The sequence below is a fragment of the Olleya sp. Ti.3.14 genome (assembly GCF_038154885.1).
Classification (GTDB): domain Bacteria; phylum Bacteroidota; class Bacteroidia; order Flavobacteriales; family Flavobacteriaceae; genus Olleya.
In genome coordinates this window covers 579,117-599,678 of sequence record NZ_JBAKAO010000001.1, presented here as the reverse complement: position 1 = coordinate 599,678, position 20,562 = coordinate 579,117, and the positions used below count along the sequence as shown (strand labels likewise).

24 protein-coding genes and 1 tRNA gene are annotated in these 20,562 nt (G+C 30.6%); 7 read left to right on the top strand and 18 right to left on the bottom strand.

The annotated features are described in order from the left end of the window. Window positions 1–3,138 carry a type I restriction endonuclease subunit R gene (locus V6251_RS02870; protein WP_341586958.1) on the top strand — a complete coding sequence of 1,046 codons (3,138 nt, stop codon included), beginning with the start codon at window positions 1–3 and terminating at the stop codon, window positions 3,136–3,138. Window positions 3,139–3,303: 165 nt separating this feature from the next. On the opposite strand, the gene V6251_RS02865 is transcribed toward V6251_RS02870, so the two are convergent. From V6251_RS02865 to V6251_RS02850, 4 genes are all read right to left on the bottom strand, one after another. Beyond that, window positions 3,304–3,735 (bottom strand): hypothetical protein, encoded by a 432-nt coding sequence (locus V6251_RS02865; protein ID WP_341586957.1) that lies wholly within the window; start codon window positions 3,733–3,735, stop codon window positions 3,304–3,306. Window positions 3,736–3,785: 50 nt separating this feature from the next. Further along, the gene (locus tag V6251_RS02860; RefSeq protein WP_341586956.1) at window positions 3,786–4,541 is read right to left on the bottom strand and encodes a hypothetical protein; all 756 of its coding nucleotides are present in this window, start codon (window positions 4,539–4,541) and stop codon (window positions 3,786–3,788) included. Next, a complete protein-coding gene (locus V6251_RS02855) occupies window positions 4,538–5,887 on the bottom strand; it encodes a tyrosine-type recombinase/integrase (protein ID WP_341586955.1) in 1,350 nt (449 codons plus the stop codon). Before V6251_RS02855 ends, V6251_RS02860 begins: the two co-directional genes overlap by 4 nt. A gap of 53 nt (window positions 5,888–5,940) precedes the next feature. Beyond that, window positions 5,941–6,014 (bottom strand) — tRNA-Met (locus tag V6251_RS02850). Window positions 6,015–6,156: 142 nt separating this feature from the next. Here V6251_RS02850 and V6251_RS02845 point away from each other — a divergent pair. Further along, window positions 6,157–6,543 carry an START-like domain-containing protein gene (locus tag V6251_RS02845; RefSeq protein ID WP_145002055.1) on the top strand — a complete coding sequence of 129 codons (387 nt, stop codon included), beginning with the start codon at window positions 6,157–6,159 and terminating at the stop codon, window positions 6,541–6,543. 52 nt (window positions 6,544–6,595) lie between these two features. Beyond that, window positions 6,596–7,438 (top strand): aminotransferase class IV, encoded by an 843-nt coding sequence (locus tag V6251_RS02840; protein ID WP_341586954.1) that lies wholly within the window; start codon window positions 6,596–6,598, stop codon window positions 7,436–7,438. Here the strand turns inward: V6251_RS02840 and V6251_RS02835 are convergent. From V6251_RS02835 to V6251_RS02815, 5 genes are all read right to left on the bottom strand, one after another. Beyond that, window positions 7,435–7,995 carry a YqgE/AlgH family protein gene (locus V6251_RS02835; protein ID WP_145002053.1) on the bottom strand — a complete coding sequence of 187 codons (561 nt, stop codon included), beginning with the start codon at window positions 7,993–7,995 and terminating at the stop codon, window positions 7,435–7,437. The genes V6251_RS02840 and V6251_RS02835 overlap by 4 nt on opposite strands. A 119-nt stretch (window positions 7,996–8,114) precedes the next feature. After that, window positions 8,115–8,387 carry an HU family DNA-binding protein gene (locus V6251_RS02830; protein WP_028281811.1) on the bottom strand — a complete coding sequence of 91 codons (273 nt, stop codon included), beginning with the start codon at window positions 8,385–8,387 and terminating at the stop codon, window positions 8,115–8,117. Window positions 8,388–8,579: 192 nt separating this feature from the next. Further along, the gene (gene fmt / locus V6251_RS02825) at window positions 8,580–9,530 is read right to left on the bottom strand and encodes a methionyl-tRNA formyltransferase (protein ID WP_341586953.1); all 951 of its coding nucleotides are present in this window, start codon (window positions 9,528–9,530) and stop codon (window positions 8,580–8,582) included. Next, window positions 9,527–11,428, bottom strand: a complete 1,902-nt coding sequence (locus V6251_RS02820) for a RecQ family ATP-dependent DNA helicase (protein WP_341586952.1) — start codon at window positions 11,426–11,428, stop codon at window positions 9,527–9,529. Before V6251_RS02820 ends, fmt begins: the two co-directional genes overlap by 4 nt. After that, entirely contained in the window at window positions 11,428–11,970 is a 543-nt protein-coding gene (locus tag V6251_RS02815) for an ATP-binding protein (protein WP_341586951.1), read from the bottom strand. The genes V6251_RS02820 and V6251_RS02815 overlap by 1 nt, the downstream gene beginning before the upstream one ends. An 89-nt stretch (window positions 11,971–12,059) precedes the next feature. On the opposite strand from V6251_RS02815, the gene V6251_RS02810 reads away from it, so the two are divergent. From V6251_RS02810 to V6251_RS02795, 4 genes are all read left to right on the top strand, one after another. Then, on the top strand, window positions 12,060–12,353 hold the full coding sequence (locus V6251_RS02810; protein WP_145002049.1) for a DUF493 family protein: 294 nt from the start codon (window positions 12,060–12,062) through the stop codon (window positions 12,351–12,353). Between the two features lie 72 nt (window positions 12,354–12,425). Continuing rightward, window positions 12,426–13,085: a DUF4290 domain-containing protein gene (locus V6251_RS02805; RefSeq protein ID WP_145002048.1), complete on the top strand. Its 660-nt coding sequence runs from the start codon at window positions 12,426–12,428 to the stop codon at window positions 13,083–13,085. 8 nt (window positions 13,086–13,093) lie between these two features. Continuing rightward, window positions 13,094–14,410, top strand: a complete 1,317-nt coding sequence (gene murA, locus V6251_RS02800) for a UDP-N-acetylglucosamine 1-carboxyvinyltransferase (RefSeq protein ID WP_341586950.1) — start codon at window positions 13,094–13,096, stop codon at window positions 14,408–14,410. A 5-nt stretch (window positions 14,411–14,415) separates the two neighbouring features. Further along, window positions 14,416–14,799: a lipocalin family protein gene (locus V6251_RS02795; protein WP_341586949.1), complete on the top strand. Its 384-nt coding sequence runs from the start codon at window positions 14,416–14,418 to the stop codon at window positions 14,797–14,799. Window positions 14,800–15,187: 388 nt separating this feature from the next. On the opposite strand, the gene V6251_RS02790 is transcribed toward V6251_RS02795, so the two are convergent. The 9 genes from V6251_RS02790 to V6251_RS02750 form a co-directional block, all read right to left on the bottom strand. Beyond that, the gene (locus tag V6251_RS02790) at window positions 15,188–16,492 is read right to left on the bottom strand and encodes a cryptochrome/photolyase family protein (protein WP_341586948.1); all 1,305 of its coding nucleotides are present in this window, start codon (window positions 16,490–16,492) and stop codon (window positions 15,188–15,190) included. A gap of 3 nt (window positions 16,493–16,495) precedes the next feature. Beyond that, a complete protein-coding gene (locus V6251_RS02785) occupies window positions 16,496–16,957 on the bottom strand; it encodes an SRPBCC family protein (protein ID WP_339809109.1) in 462 nt (153 codons plus the stop codon). Between the two features lie 10 nt (window positions 16,958–16,967). Further along, a complete protein-coding gene (locus tag V6251_RS02780) occupies window positions 16,968–17,429 on the bottom strand; it encodes a TspO/MBR family protein (RefSeq protein ID WP_341586947.1) in 462 nt (153 codons plus the stop codon). Beyond that, entirely contained in the window at window positions 17,426–17,968 is a 543-nt protein-coding gene (locus V6251_RS02775) for a glutathione peroxidase (RefSeq protein ID WP_341586946.1), read from the bottom strand. The genes V6251_RS02780 and V6251_RS02775 overlap by 4 nt, the downstream gene beginning before the upstream one ends. A gap of 4 nt (window positions 17,969–17,972) precedes the next feature. Beyond that, on the bottom strand, window positions 17,973–18,656 hold the full coding sequence (locus V6251_RS02770; RefSeq protein WP_341586945.1) for an SDR family NAD(P)-dependent oxidoreductase: 684 nt from the start codon (window positions 18,654–18,656) through the stop codon (window positions 17,973–17,975). A gap of 100 nt (window positions 18,657–18,756) precedes the next feature. Next, window positions 18,757–18,981 carry a hypothetical protein gene (locus V6251_RS02765; RefSeq protein ID WP_145002039.1) on the bottom strand — a complete coding sequence of 75 codons (225 nt, stop codon included), beginning with the start codon at window positions 18,979–18,981 and terminating at the stop codon, window positions 18,757–18,759. A gap of 4 nt (window positions 18,982–18,985) precedes the next feature. Continuing rightward, entirely contained in the window at window positions 18,986–19,663 is a 678-nt protein-coding gene (gene folE / locus V6251_RS02760) for a GTP cyclohydrolase I FolE (RefSeq protein WP_445933615.1), read from the bottom strand. Window positions 19,664–19,743: 80 nt separating this feature from the next. Next, complete coding sequence (locus tag V6251_RS02755; RefSeq protein WP_341586943.1) at window positions 19,744–20,022, bottom strand: TIGR03643 family protein; 279 nt, start codon at window positions 20,020–20,022, stop codon at window positions 19,744–19,746. Next, window positions 20,023–20,451, bottom strand: a complete 429-nt coding sequence (locus V6251_RS02750) for a hypothetical protein (protein WP_341586942.1) — start codon at window positions 20,449–20,451, stop codon at window positions 20,023–20,025. Between the last annotated feature and the right edge of the window lie 111 nt (window positions 20,452–20,562).

Sequence of the window (20,562 nt, the reverse complement as noted above, 5' to 3'; positions counted from 1 at the left end):
ATGAAATTCACAGAAGCACAACTAGAAAACGTTTTTATAGAGTTATTAGGTAACGAAGATATACCACATGTTTTGGGTAATACTTTTGTACGTAACCAAGACGAGGTTTTAATTAAAGCAGATATAAAAAGCTACTTACAAAGTCAATATAAAAACGATAATATTACAGATACCGAAATTAACACGGTAATTCGTAAGCTAGAAGTGTTTAGTGCTTCAGATTTGTACGAGTCTAATAAGCAAATCATGAAATTGGTCAGTAATGGCTTTCAGTTAGAGCGTGAAGATCGTTCTAAAAAAGACTTATATATTCATCTGATAGATTATTCAGAATTAGATAATAACACCTATAAAATTGTCAATCAGTTAGAGATTTATGGCTATGAGAAGCGTATTCCAGATGGTATTTTATATATAAACGGTTTGCCTTTAGTAGTCTTTGAATTTAAAACAGCAATAAGAGAGAATGTAACTATTTGGGATGCTTATGATCAATTGACCAATAGATATAGACGTGATATTCCAGAGTTATTTAAATACAATGCGTTTTGTATAATTAGTGATGGTGTAAACAGCAAAATGGGCTCGTTTTTTTCTAATTACGAGTTTTATTATGCGTGGCGCAAAGTACTAGGTTTGGATAAAGAAGTAGATGGTATAAGCGCAATGTACACCATGATACAGGGTTTGTTTAATAAAAACAGATTACGTGAGGTAATTCATAACTTTATATATTTTCCAGATAGTAATAAGCATGAGTTAAAAATTGTGTGTCGTTATCCACAATATTATGCAGCGACTAAGCTGTTAGAAAACATAAAACTTCATCAAAAACCAGAGGGAGACGGTAAAGGAGGTACTTATTTTGGGGCAACAGGTTGCGGTAAAAGTTATACCATGTTGTTTTTGTCACGTTTATTAATGCGTAGTCCACATTTTAAGAGTCCAACATTAATAATTATAACAGACAGAACAGATTTAGATGACCAATTAGCGTCTCAGTTTACAAATGCAAAAGGTTTTATTGGAGACAATACAATTATAAGTGTTGAGAGTCGTAAAGAGCTTAAAGAGTTGCTTAAAGGTAGAAAAAGTGGAGGTGTATTTTTAACAACCATTCATAAATTTACCGAAGACTTAGAATTGCTAACCGAACGAACCAATGTTATTTGTATTTCGGACGAAGCACATAGAAGTCAAATAAACCTAGACCAGAAAGTGACTGTTACCGATGAAGGTGTTAAAAAAACCTATGGATTTGCTAAATATTTACACGATTCTTTACCAAATGCCACTTATGTTGGTTTTACAGGAACACCAATAGACGCGACTTTAAATGTATTTGGAGATATTATAGACTCATACACCATGACAGAGTCTGAAAAAGATGAAATTACTGTGCGTATAGTTTATGAAGGTCGAGCTGCAAAAGTAGTTTTAGAAAATAAGAAACTATACGAAATAGAGGAATATTATAGATTATGTGCAGAAGAAGGAGCTAACGATTACCAAATAGAAGAAAGTAAAAAAGTATCTGCTAATATGAATGCTATAATTGGCGATCCCGATAGGCTTAAAGCTGTAGCAGAAGATTTTGTAAAGCATTACGAAACCAGAATAGAAGAAGGCGCAACTATAAAAGGGAAAGCGTTATTTGTATGTAGTTCTAGACAAATAGCGTTTAGTTTATATCAAGAGATTGTGGCTATACGTCCAGAATGGGCTGAGGTAAAAGCTTTTGAAGAAGGTTCTACACTTACAGAAAAAGAGAAAAAGGAAATAAAACCTATGGAGCGCATTAAAATGATAATGACGCGAGGAAAGGATGATCCAAAAGAAATGTACGATTTGTTAGGTACAAAAGACGATAGAAAAGAGTTAGATAGACAGTTTAAAAATGAAAAATCTAACTTTAAAATTGCCATTGTTGTAGATATGTGGTTGACTGGTTTTGATGTTCCCTTTTTAGATACTATGTATATTGATAAACCAATACAGCAACATAATTTAATACAAACTATATCAAGAGTAAACAGAAAGTACAAAACAAAATCTAAAGGTTTAGTTGTAGATTATATTGGATTTAAAAAACAAATGAATTTGGCTTTAAAGCAATATTCAGCGGTTGATGGTCAGAATTTTGAAGATATTGAAACTTCAATAGTTGTAGTAAAAGACCAATTAGATTTATTAGAAAAACTCTTCTATAAGTTTGATGCATCAGATTATTTTTCAAGTGAAGGCAGAAAACAATTAGAGTGTTTAAATAAAGGAGCTGAGTTTGTTCAGATAACCAAAAATATAGAAACGCGTTTTATGAATATTGTAAAGCGTTTAAAAGCAGCTTATGATATTTGTTGTGGAAGTGAAGTCTTTACGGATATTCAAAAAGATAATATTCATTTTTACTTAGCCATTCGTTCTATTGTTTTCAAACTAACAAAAGGTAATGCTCCAGATACAGCACAAATGAATGCTAAAGTAAGAGAACTGATTAAGGAAGCGTTGCAAAGTGATGGTGTAGAAGAGATTTTTAAACTTGGAGAAGAAAAACAAAGTGAGATAGATATTTTTGATGAGGCTTACTTAGCTAAAATTGAAAAAATAAAATTGCCAAATACAAAGATTAAACTATTGCAGCAACTACTGTTAAAGGCTATTGATGAGTTAAAGAAAACAAATAAAATGCAAGGGATTGATTTCTCTAAAAAGTTTAAAAGTATCGTAGACAAATACAACGAGCGTAGTGAACAAGATATTCTACAAAGTAACGTGTTAGAAGCTTTTACGGATGAAATCATTGATTTATATCATGAGTTACGCAAAGAAAAAGGCTCGTTTGCTGACATGGGAATTGATTTTGAAGAAAAAGCGTTTTATGATATTTTAAAAGCAATAGCTCACAAATATGATTTTGATTATCCAGATGATAAATTAATTCATTTAGCAAAAGAGGTTAAAAAAGTAGTAGACGATAAAGCTAAATATACAGATTGGAATCAGCGAGATGATATTAAAGCCGAACTTAAAGTAGATTTAATAATTCTATTAGCAGAAAATGGATATCCACCAATTACAAAAGATGAGGTGTTTAAAGAAATTTTTGAGCAAGCTGAGAATTTTAAGAAGTATAATTAATCCAACTATTAAGAACATAGAATTCAAAAGTAAATTATCAGGAAGAAGTTGCTATAAATTATTGAGAGATTAAAGTCAAACTAAAATATCCAACCAAAGTTTTAACAGGTACGACTTCAATTAAATTTTGATTATCATCAACAAAGATTCTGGAAATATATAATCTTAATTTGTATTCATATAAACCACATTTTTTGTGTCCATATCATAAAATGGAGATTGTCCAAATTGATTTTTTGCTATATTATTTATAGGAAAATAGCGTCTTGTGATTAGCGATTTTAAATCTGCAATATCTTTTTTGGTTGCAGGTTTATTTTCAGATGAGGTAAGAAAAGCTTTTAGACCATCTGCAATTATATTTCCAGCAGCAGCATTTCCAATTCCAGCAGCACTAATAGACTCACTTTTTGGTTGTGGTGGAGCAGTAGTTGCGCTTATATTGTCATTTTTTAGTTGCGAAGATGGTAGTGTATTCGATGCAGTTTTTCTATAATGGTATGCTTTAGATCGACAGGTGTTACTGCAATATTTTTGCACACGTCTGCGTGTTGGTTCAAATTCATTATGGCAATAATCACAAGTATAATGTTTCATTTTTATTAATTTAGCGTAAAACAAACGTTTGTTTTACGCTAAATTATAAATTATTCCTGAATATTAAAAATTTGATTTAATATAGCTTTTTCCGCTTGTTGCTCTGTAACTAATATTTTTTGTTTTGGTTTTACAGTTTTATTAGCCTTGTATTCGACTGTTTTTTCTAATAAATTATCAATAAATGCTTTGTTATAAATTGGATGCTCTTTATTTATTTCAAGTCCTGAAATTTCTTCGGATATAGGTGCGTTTATATTTGATTTAATGTTTTTAAAGTTAGTTTTAATTAGCTGTAAGACATTTAATCGATCCTCAGGCATTAATTCTGGATCAGGGTAAAATTGTTTAATAAAATCTTCAAAATGTTTTCTGTAAGTGTTGAACTGAATATTAAAAATACCTTTGACTTTATTGTCTAAATTCTTAATTTGATTTGAGTTGTTTTTTATCCAATTAGTAACAGAAAGACAACATTCTGTTTGTACATAATATTGATCTAATAGGTAGGAGAATTCAAACTCATTTAACTGACTTTTTAATTGTAAAAGATCAAAAATGATTTTACCTAAATTAGTCATTTGGTTCATATACTTTGTTCCATCAGTATCAAAGTCATATTCATAAATATTCATAGGTTCACCAACGATTAGCAATTTTTGATTAAAGGTGTTTTTCAACATTTCTTTACTGCTGTCATCTAAAGTTTCTAATTCATAGAAAATATTAGGGATAAAAAACACTAAGTTATTCCATGTTTTAAATGTCAACTCAGTGTATGTTTTATGTAAATCTAATTTACTCATTTGTTTTTTAGCATATCAGAATAATCAGTAGGTAGTTCAGCATCAATATCACGTAAATATTTTTCTAATGCAGACATACTTAAATGACCTGTAATTAACATTAATTTACTTTTTGCTTCAAAAGGAGAAGACTCTTTTACTAAAGCTCTATACAATTTAGTGATATAAGTATGTCTAAAACTATAAAGCCCATAATCTATACCTAAATCAAATTTTTGTTTTACATTTTTTTTAAATCGTTTGGAGTAAAAATCACGTCTGTTATTTAGTTTGGCATCCCAATGACCTCCAATTTGTTCTCCTGCAAACAATAAATCATCAGGATTAAATTGTGTAAGATCTGGTAGCTCTTTCCAAAGCAACTCAGGAATGATTTTAGTTTTTAGGGGACTGTTTTTAGCTTTAAACTGTATCGTTTTATTAGTAATATTTATATCCTTTATTTGCAATCGACAAACTTCTATTGGACGTAAAAAATTATAGGATATAAATTTTATAAATAGCAATAAGACTTGATCATTGTCCTCTAAGTGTTTAAAGATAGCCTCTTGGGTTTCTTGAGTATAAGTTTTATTTCTGTTAGGCGTTGTTTTTAATGTTGGAATTTTTTTGACAAAATTTGACTTAATTAATTCGTTATCCTCTAAAACTTGGATAATACTACTTAATTCTGTTCTATAATTGTTTCTATTTCTTGCGCTTGTATTTTCTAAAACGCTATTTAAAAACTCAAAAGTGATCTTTTTTGTTAACTCATCAATGTTATTTATAGTTGGATGAGTCGTATTAATCCATTTTAAAAAAACATCAATGCGGTTTTTATAACCTCTAAAAGTTGTCACACTTACGACCTGTTTTTTATAATTAAGAGCAAAGTTAAAAGCCTCGCGAATTTCCATTTTAGGCTCTTCAACTTTTTCCTCTATTTTTATTGGAGTAGTCTCTATGACTTCTTCAACTTCTTTTATTTCAGTCTTAACTGGATTTAAAGTTATAACGGGTTTTTCTACTTTCTTATTTAAACTAGAGTGCAATTGGCTATTATCTGCAAAAGGCGAATACCCTTGTTGTAAAAATTTAAGCAGTGTTTTTCTGTATTGCGTTAAAACCTGCATACGATCTTCTTTACTTCGATACTTATTTGCATCACCATAAAAGGGAGTGATACGTTTTAATTTACCTGTTTCTGGATTTCTGTAGGAGAAATAGACGTACCAACGCTTCGATAAATCACCGTTAGCGTCGTAAATTTTAGGTATTGAAAATTTCTTTTTTGTGTTCAAATCGTATGCATTATCGTATTCACTTTCGTACGCAAATGTAATAATCTGTTTAAAATTAAGCATAAAAAAAACGGTTTAGAAGACTAAACCGCTTATTTACAATCGTTTTACATTTGTAGCGAGAAGGGGGCACGATCCCCTGACCTCTGGGTTATGAATCCAACGCTCTAACCAACTGAGCTACCTCGCCATAATTTTGAGAGTGCAAATATATAAACATTATTCTTGTTGACAAACATTATTTTAAATAAAAATTTTTATTTGAAATATTTTCTAAACTTATTAATTAATGTATATATTGGACAAAATAAAATTTACAAGACTACAATTAAATGGAAGATAAAATAAAGTACGAGATGGAGTTTGTTGTACATGCTTCACCATCATTACTATACCAATATATATCGACACCTTCAGGGTTGTCAGAGTGGTTTGCTGATAACGTAAATTCTAGAGGAGAATTATATAAATTTATTTGGGATGGTTCTGAAGAACAGGCTAAATTAATTACAAAAAAATCTGGCGAGCGTATTAAGTTTAAATGGTTAGCGGATGAAGATGAACCATATTTTTTCGAAATAAAAATTCAAGTAGATGAAATAACAAAAGATGTATCAATAATTATTACAGATTTTGCAGAAGAAGACGAAGTTGATGAAGCTAAAATGCTTTGGACTAATCAAATTTCTGACTTAAAACAAGTATTAGGTTCTGCCTAAAAATAAATACATTTAAAGTATATTTGTCCCATTGAAAAATGGGACTTTTTTTATGATAAATTTTAACGGTAAACTTAAAGAAAATAATTTAGTAATTTCTAATAATAATCGTGGCTATTCCTATGGAGATGGGCTTTTTGAAACTATGAAAGCGGTACATGGTAAATTATTATTTTTTGAAGATCATTACTTTAGATTAATGGCATCCATGCGTATTATGCGAATGCAAATACCAATGGATTTTACAATGGAGTTTATAGAAGAGCAAATTATAAACACCTTAAAGGCTAACGATTTAAATACACAATCTGCACGTGTAAAAATTCAGGTTGATAGAGTGGAAGGTGGGTTATATTTACCTGAAAACAATACGATTAACTTTGTGATAAGTGTAAAAAAAATAGACAGTGATTTTTATCTTTTAAATGAAGAAAATTATGAGGTAGATTTGTTTAAAGATCATTATTTGTCTCCAAGTTTATTGACAACACTTAAGTCAAATAATAAAGCGTTAAATGTAATAGGTAGTATTTATGCAAAAGAAAACAGGTTAGACAACTGTTTATTAATAAACACTAATAAAAGTGTCGTAGAGGCCTTAAACGGAAATTTGTTTTTAGTAAAAGGTAATACCATAAAAACAGCTCCATTATCTGATGGGTGTTTAAAAGGTGTTTTAAGAAAACAATTAATTGATATTATTAAGCTCTTGCCAGATTACACCATCGAGGAAACATCAATATCTCCTTTTGAACTTCAAAAAGCAGATGAGATATTTTTAACAAACGTTATACAAGGTATCCAGCCTATTACTAAATATAGAAAAAAGGTATTTAAAAATGATACAGCAAAAATGTTGTTGCAAAAGCTAAACGTGAAAGTTAGATTAGGCTAATTATAACTTGGGTTTTCTGGTGCATTAGACCAAATGGAGTAGTCACCACCTAACTCGACCATTTTTTCTTTCCAAAGGGTTTCATAGCTTTTTTCAATAATATCTTTCTTGTAGGTGTTTTTTGTAACAACCCATGCATTGGATTTAAGTTCAGTTTCCAACTGGTTGCTTTCCCATCCAGAGTAGCCTAAAAAGAATTTGATATCATTTGCTGTGATTTTTTGTTCAGCAATTAAATTAGCGACAATATTAAAATCTCCTCCCCAAAAAATTCCTAAAGAAATCTCTACACTATTAGGGATTAAGTCTGGACGCTTATGTATAAAATATAAATTATCTTGCTCCACAGGGCCACCATTGTAGACTTTAAAAGAAGCATCTAATTCTGGAATTAAATCACTGATGGTATAATTTAAGGGCTTGTTTAAAATAAAACCTATAGCGCCTTCTTTATTATAATCTGTAAGCAGTACTATAGATCTATTAAAAGACATATCTCCTATTATAGAAGGCTCTGCGATTAATAAGTCACCCTTTTCTGGTTTGGTTGTAGTCATTTTAAAAGGATTTGTTTCTTAAATGTAGTATTATTTATTTAATAAACAAAGTATATGATGTATATAAAATAAAAAAAGCCTTCAATATTGAAGGCTTTTTGAAATATTTTAAACAAATACTAGTTAACAGCATTTGCTAAATCAGAACCAGCTTTAAACTTAACTACGTTTTTAGCTTTGATTTTGATAGTTTTTCCAGTTTGTGGGTTTCTTCCGTCTCTTGCAGCTCTTTTAGATACTGACCAAGAACCAAAACCTACTAAAGAAACTCTATTACCTTTTTGTAAAGATCCTTCAATTTCGATTAACGCACACTCTAAAGCTTTCTTTGCAGCTGCTTTAGTAATTCCTGCGTGTTCTGCCATAGCATCGATTAAATCTGTTTTGTTCATAATTTTAATTTTAATTATTAATAAATAGTTGATTAACAGTTTTTGTTAAATCCTTTTACAAATTTATACGGATTATGCTACTATGCAAGTAATAGCAAGGGAAATGCGCACATTTGTTAATAACTTATAGCATTTGTTAATAAAGAGGACTTTTTTTTAATGGTTTATAGCAATATCAATGATAATAAGGGTTTAGCGAAGTTTTGCGTCTTCGTCAAAATTGTAACCATTTAAAAGAGATTTTACTTCCATGTTACGTTTTCCTGGTAATTTTAATTCTAGTATAGATATAAACCCATCTTTAACAGCTACCTTAAGTGTGGATTTACTACTAATAATAGTACCTGCTTCTATGTTATGGTCTTCAAGTTCTTTTTCAGCTTTATAAATTTTGATATCTAAAACGTCGTCATTATTATGCAATTCGCACCAAGCAGCAGGATATGGACTTAATCCTCTTATTTTATTGTAAATAGCTTCTATAGGTTGTGTAAAGTCTATTTTGCAGTTATCCCTGTTAAGCTTATATGCTGTTCTAGAAATGGCATCTTCGGACTGTAATGTAGTTGTAACATCACCTTTTTCAATAAGTTTTATAGTGTCTATTATTAAGTCACTACCTAACATCATTAATTTATCATGTAGGCTTCCTGCGTTTTCAGAAGGATCAATTGCAATGTCCTTTTGCAAAATCATTTCGCCAGTATCAATTTTTTCGTCAATAAAAAAGGTGGATACACCTGTTTTTGTTTCACCATTAATTATAGCCCAATTTATTGGCGCTGCACCACGATAGTTTGGTAGTAATGAGGCATGTAAATTAAATGTGCCATACTTTGGCATATCCCAAACAACTTTAGGTAACATCCTAAAAGCGACTATTATTTGAAGGTTTGCCTCCAAAGCTTTTAATTCGTTTAAAAAATCGTCACTTTTTAAATTGGTAGGTTGTAAAATATTTAAGCCTTTTTGTTTTGCAAATACTTTTACTGCAGACTCGTGCATTTTACGTCCACGTCCAGCAGGTTTATCTGGTGCTGTAATAACACCAACTACATTATAGTCCTGATCTAAAATAGTTTTAAGGGTGGTTACCGCAAATTCTGGTGTACCCATAAATACAATTTTTATGTCTTTATTCATATATGTTTTAATTTATAACTATTAGTTTTTGTAAGTTCTACAATGTCATCTTCTAATAGTTTTTTAAGTGTATTGTTTATATCCTCTTCTGTAAAAGGTAACGTTTTAAATAATGTTTTAGAGTTTTTGTCTCCAAATTCTAAGCATTCAATTATTTTATTTTTAACTGTTTTAAAGTCTGTTTTAGGTTTCGCTTTCGCGGAAATACAAACACTGCAAATCCCACAAGGTTGTACATCTTTTTCACCAAAATAAGTTAGTAGTTGTATGCTTTTGCAAAGTTGGTCATTATTAATATAATCCAATACTGCTTGTACTTGTTTTTGTTTTAATGTGTTTTGTTGTTTAATTATGGATGCAATACGATTTATGGTTTTTTCGTCTTCACGAGGTTCTATAAAGGTAATTTGAGCATCTGTTTTATTAATAAGTAATGTAATAACTTCATCTTTAGCTAATTGTTCTAAAACATATACAAGTCTAATTTCTTTAATTCCTGCTTTATCAGAAATAAGACTGCTATTTATTTTTGTACTATGCTCAAAAATTCCGCCATAAGTTCTTAATATAGACTTTATAATAATTTCAAAATCTTTATGACCGTCCAAGTATTTAAATAAGGCGTGACTACTAATTAAAAATTGGACCTCAATACGTTTATTAAATTGCTTACTAAGCGTTATTATACTGGTATTGTCCAATATATTTAAGGCATTATAAGTAGTTACAGTGTTAAATTTATAAGTTTTGCAAAACTCATTAAAATTAAAATCAAAGGTTTGATATGCACCTTCACCATAGGATATTTGAAAATAGCTACATAGTTTTCTGTAAACAATTTTTACAAAATCTACCGTTGGTAAAACTTTTAAAAACTGATTGTTTAAAGCAGTATTATCATTTTTGTTTTTTAAAATTACAGCATAAGCTTTAGCTTCATCACGACCAGCACGTCCCGCTTCTTGAAAATAACTTTCTATACTATCAGGTAAGTTAATATGTATTACTGTTTTTACATCAGATTTATCAATTCCCATTCCAAAAGCATTGGTGGCAACCATGACTTGTTTTTTACTACTTAACCAATCGTTTAAATGTTGGTCTTTAATAGTATTGTTTAATCCTCCATGATAGTAAGTGCTGCTTATGTTTTTACTTTCTAGGTATTGGGTTATTTCTAAAGTTAGACGTCTGTTTCTAACATATATAATTGAGGGTTGTTTGTTTTTAAGTAATATGGCTTCAAGTCTAAAGTACTTATCCTCTTCTTCAAAAACCATATAAGCAATATTAGGTCTGTAAAAAGATTGTTTAAAAACTTTAGGACTAATAAAGTCCAATTCGGTTATAATATCCTGCACCACTTCTGGTGTTGCACTTGCTGTTAAGGCAATAACGTTAACCGTTGGATGTAATTGACGTAATATATTTATGTTTTTATAAGCTGGTCTAAAATCGTTTCCCCATTGACTAATACAATGGGCTTCATCCACAGCAATAAGATTAACATTCATCTGTCTAATACGATCTTGCACTAGCTCTTGTTGTAAACGCTCTGGTGATAAGTATAAAAACTTATAGTTTCCGTAGATACAATTATCTAAAAGGGTGTCTATTTCTTTATTTGGGATTCCGCTAGTTAATGCAATAGCTTTAATTCCTTTATTTAAAAGGGCATTAACTTGATCCTTCATTAATGCAACTAATGGCGATATTACAATACAAATACCCTCTTTAGCTAGAGCAGGTATTTGAAAACAAACACTTTTTCCGCCACCTGTTGGTAGCAATACAAAAGTGTCTTCGTTATTAATTACAGCATTAATAATATCTTCCTGTAATGGTCTAAAATCCGTAAATTTCCAATAACGTTCTAATATGTTTATTGGATGCGTCATTATAATGCTTTAACAACATCAATTATATGTTGCGCTCTAGTCTCTATACTACCAAACGGAACATCTTGTAAGTCGTAATCGTATTTATTATAAGTTTTTAAAAGGTTTTGATGAATAATTTTGGCTTCTTCAAAACTTTCGTAACGCACAGCATCACTTTGGTAAATTTCCTGCCAAGGAGCTAATATAAATACGTAGTCGTACACATTATCTTGGCACGATTTTACAAAAGCGTTAGGATAATCTTCGTTTGCATAATCCATGTATGCCACAACGTCAGGAACACCTCTGTCTAAAAAAACAAATTCACTATCGCTATTTTCAGCATCTTTATACTGTTGCTCGCGACCTTTTAATAATAGCTCGCTAAATAATAAAGGTTGTGTTAAAAACATTTGATCAATACCTTTTTCTCTTGCTTCAAGCGTCACTTGACGAGAAATTTCTTCGTAGCAAGTATAGCCACGTTTAGTTAATTCGTTTATGATTGCCGATTTTCCTGTGCTTGGACCTCCTGTAATTACTATTTTTTTTGCTTTCAAAGGGAAATAATTTATTTGTAAAAATCCGAAATATATTCTTTAAAAAAAAATATAAACAAAATGGTATATTTGTTGCTTATTAAAAAGGTATGAATAAGACACCAAATCCAGAAGAATTTTACGCAAAATTAAAGGCGCAATTACAGGACACAGCGATGTGGCCAAATGAATATTTATATAAATTTATTGTATTATCTGATTTACAAAAAATAGCCGAAATTGAAGCTATTTTTGATAATATGGGATCAGTAATTAGGACAAAAGAGTCTAGTAATGGTAAATATACAAGCGTATCTATTAATGTAACAATGAAAAATCCTGATCATGTTATAGAAAAGTATCTTGAAGTTACAGAAAAAGTAGAAGGCGTGATAAGTCTTTAATTTTTTTTTGTATTTTGCACAAGCATTAGAGACTTCAATGCAACACATATAAATTTCTACACTTTTTTTATTTTGATAGACGACATAGAGTATAACACAGAGCGTGAACATTTAATCATTCCAGAGTATGGACGCCATATTCAAAAAATGATTAATCATGCTAAAGCACAAGAGACCAAAGAAGAGCGTAATAAACTAGCTAAATCTATAATAGCAGTCATGGGAAACATGCAACCGCATTTGCGCGATGTAGCCGATTTTCAGCACAAATTATGGGATCAGTTATTTATAATGTCAAATTTTGAGTTGGATGCAGATTCGCCTTATGGTGCACCTTCAAAAGAAGAACTGTCAGAGCGTCCACAACCTTTAAAATATCCTCAAAATTTTCCAAAATATAGATTTTATGGTAATAATATAAAAACCATGATTGACGTAGCAAACACTTGGGAAGATGGCGAAATGAAAGAAGCGTTGACTTATACCATTGCTAATCACATGAAAAAGTGTTTTTTAAATTGGAATAAAGATACAGTAGAGGATGATGTGATTTATGATCATTTATATGAATTGTCTGATGGTAAAATTAATTTAAAAAATACAGACGAAGATTTAACAGACTCGACTAGATTAATGAAAGCCTCTAGTGGCAAAAAGTATTCTAACAGTTCTAATAAAAAAACAGGACAAAAGAAAAACAATAATCAAAACAGAAACAGAAAAAGATACTAATACTATTTATGGGAACATTTAAAATTGAAGGTGGTCACCAACTAAAAGGAGATATTCAGCCTCAAGGCGCAAAAAACGAAGCTTTACAAATATTATGTGCAGTTTTATTAACTCCAGAAAAAGTAACCATAAATAATATTCCTGATATTATTGACATTAATAAATTAATCACCCTATTAGGTAATTTAGGCGTTAAAGTTAACAAGATAAAAGACGAAACTTATACGTTTCAAGCAGACGAAGTTAATTTAGACTACATGCAAACTGCCGATTTTAAAAAAGAGGGTAGTGGACTTAGAGGGTCAATCATGATGGTTGGACCTTTATTAGCACGTTTTGGTAAAGGGTATATCCCAAAACCAGGAGGCGATAAAATTGGACGTCGTCGTTTAGATACTCATTTTGAGGGATTTATTAATTTAGGAGCTAAATTTAGATATAATCGTGAAGACTATTTTTACGGTGTAGAAGCAGATAAATTAATTGGGACAGACATGCTTTTAGACGAAGCCTCTGTAACTGGAACAGCAAATATAGTTATGGCAGCTGTATTAGCAAAAGGTACAACAACTATTTATAACGCTGCATGTGAGCCTTATTTGCAACAACTGTGTAAAATGCTTAACCGTATGGGAGCAAAAATATCAGGTGTTGGTTCTAACTTATTAACCATTGAAGGTGTTGATAGCTTAGGCGGAACAGAGCATACCATGCTACCAGATATGATTGAAATTGGGAGTTGGATTGGTTTAGCAGCAATGACTAAAAGTGAACTGACTATTAAAAATGTAAGTTGGGATGATTTAGGACAAATACCTAATGTGTTTAGAAAATTAGGAATTACTGTTGAAAGAAAAGGGGATGATATATACATTCCTGCTCATAAAGATGGTTATCAAATACAAAATTACATTGATGGTTCTATATTAACTATTGCAGATGCACCTTGGCCTGGATTTACACCAGATTTGCTTAGTATTGTATTAGTAGTAGCTACCCAAGCAAAAGGTGAAGTTTTAGTACATCAAAAAATGTTTGAAAGTCGTCTGTTTTTTGTAGATAAACTTATCGATATGGGAGCAAAAATTATACTTTGCGATCCACACAGAGCAACTGTAATGGGTCATGACTTCAAGTCTCAGTTAAAAGCAACCACAATGGTGTCTCCAGATATTAGAGCAGGTATTTCATTATTAATAGCTGCATTATCTGCCAAAGGAACATCAACAATTCATAATATTGAACAGATTGATAGAGGTTACCAAAAAATTGTAGAACGTTTACAAGCTATTGGAGCCAAAATAGAACGTTTAGAAGGAAATTAATACCTATGAAAAGCTTAAAAACACCACTAATTCTAGTATTAGTATTTACATTATTATCTTTTCAATCAATAGATAAGATATTAGGTAAATGGGAAATTGATAAAGTAACGGTCAATACCGTTGAGCAAGAAAAAGAAGAAGACAGGAATTATATTGAATTTTTAGAAAATGGTATAGTCAATTCGTATATAATTAATGAAGGCACTATTGATACTGAACATTCTGGTACTTGGATATATAATGAAGATGAAAATACACTGACAATTAAAGAAGAATATGTTCCTGAAGAACAATACAAAGTAGCAAAATTAGATAACGAAAATCTTATTATGAAATCAGTAAATAAAGAAGAGGACGTTGTTATTGAAATTTATTTCAAAAGAAAATAAAACTATTATAAAAAAGCTTCAATTAAAAATTGAAGCTTTTTTAGTTTTTATCAGTCATTGGATTTACAATGTATTATAAAATACTACTAACTAGATATTTTACCTTACGTAACTTATTAGACACAAACTTTTTCCGTTTGTTATCTTCCGCTGTCTTTAAAAATACCATCACAAGTCATTATCGCAGTAAAAAAAAATCATACCAAACTAGATCGCTAATAGTAATGGCATATAATTCTTAGAGGTTTTCTAACCATCCTTTACTTTTATTCCAGATATTTTCTTTCCGGAAGTTGTTTCTCATGGTATTTTTGGAATTTCTTTACACCCTACATTGTCTGCATATAATTGTTCTACACAGTCTAGGTTTTGACCTCCTATACACATATTAGGCAACCGCTTCCTTATAAACTTTTAAACAACGCTCTCTTGCTTCTTTATGATCAACAATTGGTTGTGGATAGGTAAGCTCCTGATAGTCCGGAACCCATTGTTTAATATAGTCATGTTGTTTATCAAATTTATCAATTTGAGTTGTTGGATTAAATATTCTAAAATAAGGAGAGGCATCGACTCCTGATCCAGCTACCCATTGCCAATTACCAACATTACTAGACATATCATAATCATGTAGTTTTTCGGCAAAATAAGCTTCTCCCCAACGCCAATCAATTAAAAGATGCTTGCATAAAAAACTACCCACTAACATACGTACGCGATTATGCATAAAACCTGTTTGGTTTAGTTGGCGCATGCCCGCATCTACCAGAGGATAACCTGTTTTACCCTCACACCATGCTTTAAATTCGGTTTCATTATTACGCCATTCTATACGATCATATTTTGCTTTGAAGGCCTCTTTATGTGTTTGAGGGAAATGCCATAATATTTGCATAAAAAATTCTCTCCAAATTAATTCTTGCCAGAAAATTTCATTGTTTTCTGCAATAGCTTTTTTAATCATTTTTCTGACACTTACTGTTCCAAAACGTAAATGTGGACCTAATTTAGAGGTGGCATCTTTAGCAGGAAAGTTTCTAGTCGCTTCGTAATTTTGAATCAATGTTGGTGTAACTGTGTAATCTTCTATTTTTTGTGATGATTGTTTAAAACCAATATCGGACAAACTTAAATTTGGCAATCTTGTATGTTCTACTAAATTGTTTAGGTAGGAATTTGTATAATAAATTTCTAGATTATAAGATTTAAAGTTTTCTTTCCATACACGCATATAAGGTGTGTAGACAACATAAGGGTCACCATCTTTTTTTACAACTTCGTCTTTCTCAAAAATAACTTGATCTTTATAGGTCTTAAATTTAATCTCGTTTTTTGATAATAAGTTTTCTATTTCCTTATCTCTTTTTGTAGCATAAGGCTCGTAATCGTGATTTGTAAAAACGGTATCTATAGTATACTCATCCATCAAAGTTTTAAAAACATCTTTTGGATTATCATAATACATTGCAATACTACTTTGGTGCTCTGCTTGCAATGTGTCACGCATGTTTTGTAAAGTATTATATATAAAACTTACACGTGCATCGTCTTTAGGTAATTGATCTAATATAGATTTATCAAATATAAAAATTGGTAAAACAGGATGGTCAGATTGTAACGCGTTAAAAAAACCAACGTTGTCATCTAATCTTAAATCGCGTCTAAACCAAAAAATGTTTATAGGTGTTTTCATGTATTAATATTTTCCAAAAAGTGCTTCCAATTTTTTCGTTCTGTGATTAAAAATTTCTTCCAGTTTAGGTTTAACTATTATGGGATGTACTAGCTGTCCTAAAATGCCAAAAGGGACTTTATAGTCTATGATGTCTTCCATTTCTACACCACCATCAATTTCTTTAATAAAATGTTTATGATGCCATAAGGCATAAGGTCCAAAACGCTGTTCATCTACAAAATACTCACCTTCTTTGACGTGCGTTATTTCTGTTACCCATTTTGTTTTTATACCTAAAACAGGTGTCACAATGTATTGTATAATTTGACCTGCAAACATGGGTCTATCTGCTCCAGACAAGATATTAAATCCCATGTAATCTGGAGTTATTGTTTTTAGGTTTTTTGGGTCTGATAAAAAATCCCAAGCTTGCGCTTTAGTAATTGGTAAGTTTTGTTTTTTATGTAATCTATAAATTTTCATAATAATTAGTCTAATTATATATTAAAATATAAGCGTTTAATGATGTAGCAATTATTAGCCATATTATATAAGGAAGCAATAAATAACTTAGATTTTTGATTGTTTGTTTACACTTAATAAATAGATATAAAATGACAATAGTTAATGCTACAATAACTATTAAAGCTAGGAACACTTGATGTAAATTGAAAAAAATATAATTCCAACTAACATTTAAAAATACTTGTAAAACATAAACTAAAATTAATTTTTTACTTTTTACAAGTGAAAATAATTTGGATAGGTAAACCGAAAAACACAGCATTATCAACGTCCAAGCTACACCAAAAACCCAACCTGGTGGTGTCCAAGGTGCTTGATTTAAATTAGTATACCAATCTGATAAAGGACCATTATCCATTAACCAACTTCCAAAGGCTAATCCACCAAAATTAATGACGCTAAATATTAAGAAAAGTAAAAGTTGCTTCATTTTAAATATTTAGTGATTTTTGAGCTATTTGGATTAGAAGTAGAGTATAGGTAGTCTAATAATTGACCCTCTGGACTAACAATGTATTTTTGAAAATTCCACTTTACTGATGAATTACTTTTACCGTTTTTTTGTTGTTGTGTAAGCCAAGCATATAAAGGATGTTGGTTGTGTCCTTTAACATCTATTTTTTCGGTAATTAAAAATGAAACTCCGTAATTTACTTCACAAAATTCTTCTATTGCATTAGCATCTCCAGGTTCTTGATTTCCAAATTGATTACATGGCACTCCTATAATTTGTAGTTTATCTTTATAAGTATCGTTTAAGATTTGTAAATCTTTATATTGTGGTGTAAAACCACATTTGGAAGCAACGTTAACAAACAAGATGTACTTGCCTTTAAAAGCACTTAAATTAATAGGTTGTCCTTGCAAACTATTAATTTTAATATCGTAGATGCTTGGTAGATTTTTTAAATCAATTTTAGGATTACTTCTAGAAAAAAAAGTAGCAACAAATACTTTAAATGGATTCATGTTATTAGATTTTAAAACTTACTATACCGCAATCCATTTCAAAGACTTGACCAGAGATTGATAACGCTTTGTCTGATGTTAAAAATTGGGCCATATCTGCTACTTCTTGAGGATTTAAAAACTTTTTAAGAGGATGCCTATCTGTTATATTCTCAATCATTTTCTCATTACGTAATAGTTTGGAGGCTAATTCAGTGTCTGTAACCGTTGGTGCAATAGCGTTAACCCTAATTGTTGGAGCCATTTCTGCTCCTACAGATTTAACCAGTCCTTCTATTGCACTTTTAGAGGCAGCAACGCTAGCATGAAAAGGCATACCTAATTTTGCAGCGACAGTACTAAATAATACAATGGACGGATTGTTTCCTTTTTTTAAAGGGTCAATGTACTTTTGTATTGCTTTAACTGCACCAATGACGTTAATTTCAAAATCTGCTCTAAAATCATCTAATTTTAGTCTACCTATAGGTTTAAGATTAATACTTCCTGGACAATAAATTAGTGTGTCCACTGCTTCTATATCAGGTAATGCTTCAGTTAGTATGTCACAATTATGATGTGTAAGGTTATCATGCTCAAAGTCAGGTTTAGTGCGACTTATGTTTATTACCTTATGGGTGTTTAAAAAAGTTTTTGTAATGGCTTTACCAATACCTTTACTTCCTCCTATAATTACTAAATTTTTCATGGCTTTTTTTTGATTTTTAGGTATAAAAAAAGTGGTATCAATAAGATTGCTCCTATTAATTAATACCACTTAATATGTCATTTGGATTATAATCTAGTGCTTATGCAGCAGACGGTCTTCCTTTTAATCGTTTTTCAATCTTTTGTTTGATAGCAGTCAAATCTTTCATAATATCCATTAACTTAGGATCTTTGTTTTCTTTGTAAAGCTCATTCACACCAAGTATTAAATCTTTAGCTTCTCTTGACGCAAGAATACGATCACTTGTTGTAATAAACTTGTGCTTTTTTTCTGTAAACTCTATTGCTTTTTCTACGATACTCATAATGCTACTCTTTTAAATAATTTTGTAATTCGGCTATTTTTTCTGGCGTATTAAATTTTCCACCATAAAAAGTCGTCACTGTTGCAGAAGTTTCATCTTTAATGCCTCGTGACGATACACATAAGTGTTTGGCATCAATTATAACAGCAACATCATCAGTTTGCAATGCGGCTTTTAGCTCTTCTGCTATTTGGTTTGTTAAGCGTTCTTGTACCTGAGGACGTTTAGCGAAATACTGTACAATTCTGTTTAATTTTGATAAGCCTATAACTTTCCCTGAAGAAATATAAGCTACATGAGCTTTACCTATAATGGGTACAAAGTGATGCTCGCAATTGGAGTAGAAAGTAATGTTTTTCTCCACCAACATTTGATTGTATTTGTATTTATTGTCAAATAACGCAATTTTTGGCTTATTTTGAGGGTTTAATCCAGAAAATATTTCATCAATGTACATTTTAGCCACCCTTTTTGGAGTGCCTTTTAATGAATCGTCTGTTAAATCTAAACCCATAACATCCATTATTTCTTCAAAAAGTATAGCAATTTTTTCTTTCTTTACTTCATCAGAAAACTTGAAAGCGTCACGCTTCATAGGTGTTTCAAGACCTGTGTACATGTGATCGTCTCCAATGTCTTGATAGTCAACACCATTAAGGTCTTGATGGTTTAGGGCTGGCATTATGTCTTGTTTAATCATTTTATCTTTTTATATGCTGTATTTGGTCAATCAAGCCAAATCAAAGCAGTTTTTGTAAATATCTAACGTTTAGATATTTTATTGTGAGTAATTTGTTTTTGTCTTGAGCATTTAAAACGACCATCGTCAAACGCTCTTTTTTTGCTGTGTTTTGTATTTCTGCCTTGCACTCTGGCTCTCCATAATCTAAAACTACTAGGTTTCATTTCACGACGCATTAAAGTAATAACGTCTTGCTCTTTTAACCCAAATTGAAATGTTATAGCATCAAAGGGTGTGCGATCTTCCCATGCCATTTCAATAATGCGATCTAGTTCTTCAATTGTAAATTCTTTTGTCATTTAAAGTGGCGAAAAATTAAATTGTTCGTCATATTTTATTTTCTCATTCATTAATTTATCAAAAAACTTTTTATTCTCTTTAAAGGTTTTATTATTTCTAAAATGAATAAACTTTCCGTTTGAGTGAATACTAGACCCATTTGTTTTATAAACTACTAGTTGGTAATATGGTATGGCCCAAGTAAAATTTGTCAAGCCTTTTGTTATGTGTATTAGTATACCAATTGGTCTTAACTCTATATTCCCATAATTAGTATCACTAACTGTATTCAAAATTGATGCCATATTAGGACTAACTTCGTCAACAATCATTCTTTTTGATCCTACACCTCTCATCTTAATAGATTGTATAAGACTAAAAGGCTTACCAACGATGTCATCAATTAGTTTTTTGTTCTCCTTATTAGTATGTGTTGTATTTAGTAACAAAGGTTGTTTTCTGTTTAATTATACTCAAATATACAAAATGTTTAACCTTTTTAAGTTAATGTTAAACAATATTTAACATATTGAATTTAATTATCCTTAAATAGAAGTAAC